The sequence below is a fragment of the uncultured Clostridium sp. genome (assembly GCF_947036855.1).
Lineage (GTDB): Bacteria > Bacillota > Clostridia > Clostridiales > Clostridiaceae > Sarcina.
The window spans coordinates 1-5,697 of record NZ_CAMQRY010000144.1 but is presented as its reverse complement, the minus strand read 5'-3'; the positions used below and the strand labels follow the sequence as shown (position 1 = coordinate 5,697).

Genomic DNA, 5,697 nt, shown 5'->3' with positions numbered 1-5,697 from the left:
ATATTCCCTATTCTAAATGTATCTCTATCAGATAATTTTCCTGGATATATTACAAAACCTCTTTTTTTTAGGAAACCATAAAACTCATTAAATTCAAATGCTACATTTTTAAGATAGCAGAATGTTGTTATTATTGGTGATTGTAAATCTTTATTTATATAAGCATCAAATCCTAGCTTCTCCATTTCATTTACTAAGAATTTTTGCATATCTCTATATCTCTTAGCTCTTGCTATTACTCCACCTTCTTCTTTTAATTCTTTTAAAGCTTCATTAAATGCATGAACTGTATGAGTTGCTGAAGTAAATCTCCATTTCCCACTATTTTTCTCCATAGTTTCCCATTGTCCATATAAATCTAGTGCATGTGATTTAGCATTCCCCTTAGTTCTTTCTATCATTACTCTTCTAGCTATTACAAAAGCAAAACCTGGAACTCCTTGTATGCACTTATTTGAAGATGATATTATATAATCTATATTAAGTTTTTCTACATCAATATCAATTCCTCCAAGTGAGCTCATAGCATCTACTATAAATATTTTCTTATGCTTTTTAACTATCTTTCCTATACTTTCTAAATCATTTAAAATTCCTGTTGTTGTTTCACAGTGAACCATTGCTACATGTGTTATATCTGAATCAAATTTAAGTAAATTTTCAAGTCTTTGTGCATCAAGTATCTCATTTTCTCTTGAAACTAAAGCTATATTATTTATTTTTAAAACATCTGCCATATCTTTAATTCTTTTTCCATATGCTCCATTTACAAGAACTAAAAGCTTATCTGTTTCTTTAAGCTCTGTGCCTATTACAGATTCAACTGAAAAACTTCCACTTCCTTGCATTAGTACACTTGTGTATTTTTCTTTAGAGCATTTAGCTATATTTAGAAGTTCATCTCTAATCCCTTCTACAACATTATTATACTCCGCATCCCATGTACAAGAATCTTTTAAAAGTGCTGCTCTTACTCTTTTACTTGTTGAAAGTGGTCCTGGTGTTAGTAATATATAATCATTATTTGGTATAGCATCAAACATTATAAAATCCCACCCTTATCATTTATTTTATTTATAACTCCTATAAGCCCTCGCATATCATCAATGACATAGTCTGCCCCTGCTTTTATAAATTTCTTTCTTGTTAACTTTATTTTTTCATCTAAATCTTTTTTATCCATATTTTTCACTTCATCATAAGTAAGTCCAAGCTCTGAACTTCCAAGAACAATTGCTACGCTATGACATCCTGCTGATTTTGCTTCTAATATATCAACAATGGTATCACCAACTTTAACAAGTAAATTCATCTTCTTTATATTAAAGAACTCTGCATTTTTAACTATCATATCTTTATGTGGTCTACCATTTTCAACTTCATCTGATGTTATAGTAAAATCTGGACTATAACCATTTCTCTTTGCTACTGGAAGTATTTCATCAAGCATCTTTCTTGTATACCCTGTTGTACTACCTATCTTTATCCCATTAATTCTAAGATTATTTATTTCCTCAATTACATATGGATTAATAACACCAAAATCTTTAAGTGTTTTAAATAATATATTTTCAAATTCTTCATAAACCTCATATAAATCAAGATTTGTATAATCCCTCTTATATTTTTCTTCAAATAAATCCTTAACTCTATCCATCTCAAAAATTGCTCTAGCATGATTGATTTTAAGCATTCCCATTGGCTCTCTAGCCTCTTCAATTGTTATATCAATTCCAACTGAGTTAAATGCTCCTATAAATGCTTCAACTGGTGAAAAACACCCATAATCAATAGTTGTACCTGCAAAGTCAAATATTATCCCCTTAATTCTCATAAAATTACCCTCCTTAAATTTTAAACACTATATTTTTCTTTTAATATATATTTTTTAAATAACTCATATAAAATCTTAACTACTATATTTGTTAGGACTATCATTATAGAAAGAGCTGCTGCCCTTGCTATATCTCCCTTGTCATCAAATTGAACTATTGAAATTGCTGCTACTTTTAAATCAGCAGTATATAAGAATATCAAAGCTGATACTGTAACCATTGAATTAACAAATAAATACATGAAATTTTCTAAAAATGCTGGCATACAAAGTGGTAATGCTACATTTTTTATAAAACTAACCTCACTTACTCCAAGTGATTCTGCTGCCATATTAATTTCTTTATCAATCTTTTTAATTGCAGTAGTTGCTGTAATAAAAGTAACTGAGTAAAAATGAACTATATTACAAAATACCATTAAAAATATACTTCCATACAAGACATTAAATGAATTTAAAAGATGTATATTATCTGTAATTCTAAAGCTTTCTGTATTGAAGAAAAGTACATATGATATTCCAAGAACAAGCCCTGGAAGTGCCATTGGTAATATACTTAAAAAGTGTGATATAGCTTTTATCTTATTTGCTTTCTTAGTATTTTCTGTAAGATATGCTACTATGAAAACAAAAACTGTTCCTATAAGTGCAGTTAAAATTGAAACTGCTATTGAGTTAAAAAATGGTTTCATTCCATCAAGTGTATCTGCCATTGAATAGTTGCTTAAAGTTAAACTTAAATCATAAGGCCAAAGCTTAACAAGTGAAGCAAGTAAAACTGATAACATTACTATAAGTATTCCACCTGCAATTAAACTCATAATTACCGTAAGTGTAATATCCCTATCAAAATCTTTTTCTATCACATATGGTAAAGATTTTGAACTAATATATGATGTTTGTTTCTTTTGAACTTTTTGAGTTACAAAGAATGATATAAGTGCTGGAATTATTAAAAGTATTCCAACTGTAGCTCCCATTGGCATGTTTTGCTGCCCAACTATCTGCTTATATACATCAATAGCTAAAACATTAAAATTTCCACCTACTATTTTAGCTGCTCCAAAATCTGTGAAACATAATGTAAATGCTATGAAAAATGAACTTATTAGCGCATATTTTATACTTGGAATTGTTACAAATAAGAATTCCTTTATCTTAGAAACTCCAAGAACCTTACTGACCTCGTAAAGTCTGAAATCTGTTGTGCTAAGCCCAATATCTAAAATTAAGAAAATCTGTGGAAATATATATATAATTTGTGCAAGTATTATCCCTGTTGCACCATATAAGCCTATATTAATCCCTAAAATTTCTGTAACAATCCCCTTATTTCCAAACAAATATACAAGCCCTATACCATGAAGCATTGTTGGTGCAAATATAGGAAGCATAGCCACTGCTCTAAATAACCATTTCATAGGAACACTCGCTCTCCTAAGTCCATACGCATATAAAAATGCTAAAACAGTTGCTATACTTGTAGATGTTAATGCTACAAATAATGTATTGAAAAATGAACTTCTCATTGTTTTTGATTTAAGATATTCTGAAAAATTAGCTAGTCCAATAAAATTCCCATCAATATCTGAAAAAGCCTGAACTCCAAGATATGCAAGTGGTACTATTAAAAATATAGAAAGTACCAAGCATAGTATTATAAGAATTATCTTTTTCATATTCATACTAGCCTTTCCTTTTATTTCTTCTGTCGTATTATCTAGTGATTTATTACTACTAAGCATTCTTAAGCTCTCCTATACCTTTCATTTTCTAAACTTCCATTAATATTCAAATCAAAACTAACTCTATCACCAACACTAAGTTCTAGCTTTTCCCACTGCCTAGTTCCAACATAGCTCAAAACCTTATCTTCAAAACTTGGATCTCCAGTTTTAATACTTACACTCATAAAACTCCCCTTAAACTCAATATCATTTATAACACCTCTATTTTCACCAAGAAAATTATTATACAAATAAATATCTTCTGGTCTTACAGTACAAGTCTTATCACTAAGTTTTACAAGATTACTTTCTCCTATAAATTGTGCTGTAAATAAATTTTCTGGTGCTTTATAGATTTGCTCTGGAGTTCCTACTTGCATAACCTCTCCCTTATTTAAAACTACAATTCTATCTGCTATAGACATAGCCTCTTCTTGGTCATGTGTAACCATAATTGTTGTAATTTTAAACTCTCTTTGAAGTCTTTTTATATCATTTCTAAGTTTTACTCTAACCTTCGCATCAAGTGCAGACATTGGTTCATCTAAAAGTAAAAACTTAGGCTTTACTACAATTGCCCTTGCTATAGCAACTCTTTGTTGCTGTCCACCTGATAACTCTCTAGGATATCTATTTACTTCTTCACTAAGCCCTACTGTTTCTAAAACTTCTGCTATTTTCTCTTTAATTTCACTTTTTTTAATACCCTTTTGCTGAAGTGCAAACTCTATATTTCTATAAACAGTCATATTAGGAAATAATGCATATGATTGAAATACAATTCCAAACTCTCTCTTACTTGGGTCTAAATGTGTTATATTTCTCTCATTTAAATATATTGCTCCCTCATCAAGGTCTGTAAGTCCTGCTATAAGTCTTAAAAGTGTTGTTTTTCCACAACCACTTGGTCCAAGTAGACATAAAAACTCACCATCTAATACATCAATATTTATACCCTTTAAAACTTCTTTCCCATTAAAACTTTTATTTAAATTTCTTACTCTAAGATAACTCATAAAGCTTCCCCCATTCTTAAATTATTTAGCCTCTGTTTTCTTTGCATAATTTTCTTCCCAAGTTTTTAAAACTCTTTCTCTATTATCTGATGCCCAGTTTAAATCATTCTCTATTAACTGCTCTAATGGATTTTCTGGATACCCTTTTGGTGCAGCTATTCCTGTATCAATAGAAGTTATCGCAGCATTTTTTGAGTAAAGCTTCATAGCTTCATCACTAAGTGCCCACTTCATAAATATCTTAGCTTCCTCTGATATTTTATCTTTCTTATTAAGTGCTAAGCTTTCTAAATCCCAACCTGACCCCTCTGTTGGAAAAATAACCTCAACAGGATCTCCACCTTCTTTTTGTTTTATCCCTCTATACCCAAATGAAATTCCAATAGGATACTCACCTGAAGCTGCAAGTTTTGATGGTTTTGAACCTGAATGTGTGTAAATCCCTATATTAGCATGTAAATCTTCTAAATATTTAAATCCTTCTTCCTCACCCATAAGTTGAAGAATAGCTGATACTGTGAAATATCCTGTTCCTGATGAAGCTGGATTAGACATTGTAATCAGTCCTTTATATTCTGGCTTTAATAAATCTTTATAACTCTTTGGAACTTCAAGACCAAGTTTATCAAGCTCCTTATTGTTAACAACAAAAGCTGTTTCTGTTACAGTAAGCCCTATCCAACTAGGATTTTCTATATCTCCCATAAACATTTTATTAATCTCACTAAAATTCTCTGGCTTATATGGCTCAAGTAAACCTTGCTTATCTAAACCAATCATATTAATAGCTGAAAGTCCCCATATAACATCAGCCTGTGGATTTTCTTTCTCTGATAAAACTTTCGCACTTATAATCCCATGTGAATCCATAATAAGATTTACATCAATCTCTGGAAACTTAGTTTCAAAAGCTTTTATATACTCCGTAACCTGTTCTTCCTCAAGTGCTGTATATATAGTAAGTTCTTTTTTATCCTTCTTTAAACCTTCTCCACTTGAAGTAGCAGTATTTGATATACACCCAACAAACAAATTTGAAGAAACTAACACAGTTAAAATAATACCCAAAATCTTTTTCATAACTACCCCCATAAATTTTTCTCTCTTTTCTCTCTTCTCT

At 30.3% G+C, this 5,697-nt stretch carries 5 protein-coding genes; all 5 read right to left on the bottom strand.

Going from position 1 to position 5,697, the window contains the following annotated elements; genetic code table 11:
* On the bottom strand, nt 1-1,043 hold a 1,043-nt coding region (gene phnW, locus Q0V15_RS11435; protein WP_297439114.1), incomplete at its 3' end, for a 2-aminoethylphosphonate--pyruvate transaminase.
* Nucleotides 1,043-1,834 carry a phosphonoacetaldehyde hydrolase gene (phnX, locus tag Q0V15_RS11430; RefSeq protein WP_297439112.1) on the bottom strand — a complete coding sequence of 264 codons (792 nt, stop codon included), beginning with the start codon at nt 1,832-1,834 and terminating at the stop codon, nt 1,043-1,045. The genes phnW and phnX, both read right to left, overlap by 1 nt.
* A gap of 20 nt (nt 1,835-1,854) precedes the next feature.
* Entirely contained in the window at nt 1,855-3,579 is a 1,725-nt protein-coding gene (locus Q0V15_RS11425) for a putative 2-aminoethylphosphonate ABC transporter permease subunit (RefSeq protein ID WP_297439109.1), read from the bottom strand.
* A gap of 2 nt (nt 3,580-3,581) precedes the next feature.
* Nucleotides 3,582-4,577 carry an ABC transporter ATP-binding protein gene (locus Q0V15_RS11420; RefSeq protein ID WP_297439107.1) on the bottom strand — a complete coding sequence of 332 codons (996 nt, stop codon included), beginning with the start codon at nt 4,575-4,577 and terminating at the stop codon, nt 3,582-3,584.
* Nucleotides 4,578-4,598: 21 nt separating this feature from the next.
* Nucleotides 4,599-5,657, bottom strand: coding sequence for a putative 2-aminoethylphosphonate ABC transporter substrate-binding protein (locus tag Q0V15_RS11415; RefSeq protein ID WP_297439104.1), 1,059 nt, complete (start codon nt 5,655-5,657; stop codon nt 4,599-4,601).
* Nucleotides 5,658-5,697 lie beyond the last annotated feature (40 nt).

Excerpts from the sequence above, each read along its gene's own strand:
- Q0V15_RS11415 (WP_297439104.1), bottom strand. The coding sequence starts at position 5,657 with ATGAAAAAGATTTTGGGTATTATTTTAACTGTGTTAGTTTCTTCAAAT.
- phnX (WP_297439112.1), bottom strand. The coding sequence starts at position 1,834 with ATGAGAATTAAGGGGATAATATTTGACTTTGCAGGTACAACTATTGAT.
- Q0V15_RS11425 (WP_297439109.1), bottom strand. The coding sequence starts at position 3,579 with ATGCTTAGTAGTAATAAATCACTAGATAATACGACAGAAGAAATAAAA.
- Q0V15_RS11420 (WP_297439107.1), bottom strand. The coding sequence starts at position 4,577 with ATGAGTTATCTTAGAGTAAGAAATTTAAATAAAAGTTTTAATGGGAAA.